This is a genomic window from Zoogloea oryzae (assembly GCF_030161255.1).
In the GTDB taxonomy this organism is placed as follows: Bacteria; Pseudomonadota; Gammaproteobacteria; order Burkholderiales; family Rhodocyclaceae; genus Zoogloea; species Zoogloea oryzae.
Genome location: NZ_BSPX01000176.1, coordinates 354 through 1,763 on the forward strand (window position 1 = coordinate 354; position 1,410 = coordinate 1,763).

The window sequence follows — 1,410 nt, forward strand, 5'->3', positions numbered from 1 at the left end:
CCGGTGCATTACAAGCTGGAGAAATCATCGTGAGCAACGCCACCACCACGGCCGTGCCCGACGACACCGGCTGGCAGTCGCGCAGCGGCCCCCGCCCCATGTCCCTGCGCCTGCGCCTGAGCCTCGTACTCACCGCCCTGGCGGCGGCCCTCGTGCTGGCTGGCGCGGCCATGTGGGTGCGCGACGCGCGCATCGCCATCGCCGAGGAAGTCACCGCCGCCAACCGGGTGGCCGCCCAGTGGCTGGGCGCCGCGGCCCGAGGGGCGTCCGAAGGCGACCCGGCATGGAGCGAGGAGCGCCTGATCGCCCACCTCACCGCCGTCGGCCGCATCCGCGCCCACCACCTCGAAGCCCGCGACCCGGTGGGCAGCGTGGTGTACCGCTCGCCGCCCTCCGCCTACAAGGCCGGCCACGACGCCCCCGCGTGGTTTGCCGATTGGCTCGGCCCCGAGATGCCGGCCCTGCAGCTTCCCGCCGGCCGGCTCACCCTGTCCCTCCAGCCCGACGCCTCCCGGGCGCTGGTGGATCTGTGGGACGACCTCTCCGCTGCCGCCGGCCGTGCCCTGCTGGCGCTGGCCGGGCTCTTTGCCGGCTGCTGGCTGGCCCTCGACCGGGCCCTGCGCCCCCTCGGCAGCGTGATGGCCGCCCTCGACCACGCCGGCCAGGGCCGCTTCGACACCCGCCTGCCCGAAACCGGCCCGGCCGAGCTCGCCCGCCTCGCCCAGGCCTTCAACGGCATGGCCGGCCAGCTCGACCAGGCCGTGGCCGAAAACGTCCGCCTCACCCAGCAGCAGGCCGTGGCCCGCACCGTCACCGAACGCCTGGAAGCCGACCGCCGCGCCATCGCCCGCGAGCTCCACGACGAGCTCGGGCAGAGCATCACTGCCGTCGCCGCCCTGGCCGGCGCCATCGTCCAGCGCTGCACCGACAACCCCGCGGTAAGCAAGAGCGCCGAAGTGATCCGCGACGTGGCCTCGCGGATGCCCGACGACGTGCGCACCCTGCTCACCCGCCTGCGCCCGCCCACCGCCGGCAGCAACGAGGAAACCCTGGCCGACGCCGTGGGCAGCTACCTCGCCGCGTGGCAGACCCGCCACCCGGACATCGAGCTGTCGTCCGAGCTCTTCGCCGGCCCCTATCCGCTGCCCGACGACATCACCCTGACCGCCCTCCGGGTGGTGCAGGAGTCGTGCACCAACATCGTCCGCCACGCCCAGGCCCGCCGCGTCCGGGTACGCCTGCTGCGTGAGGAATCCGGCCTGGTGGTCGAGGTCTCCGACGACGGCCGCGGCATCGAGCCCGCCACGGGCCAGGCCGGCTTCGGCCTCACCGGCATGCGCGAGCGGGTCGCCGCGGTGGCCGGCCAGCTCGACATCGCCAGTCCCCACGGCGGCGGCACCCGCATCCGCG

1 protein-coding gene is annotated in these 1,410 nt (G+C 74.9%); it reads left to right on the forward strand.

Annotation, left to right across the window (positions count from 1 at the left end):
* Positions 1–29 precede the first annotated feature (29 nt).
* Positions 30–1,410, forward strand: a 1,381-nt coding sequence (locus QQK25_RS22815; RefSeq protein ID WP_284190022.1) for a histidine kinase, incomplete at its 3' end; no start/stop codon positions are given.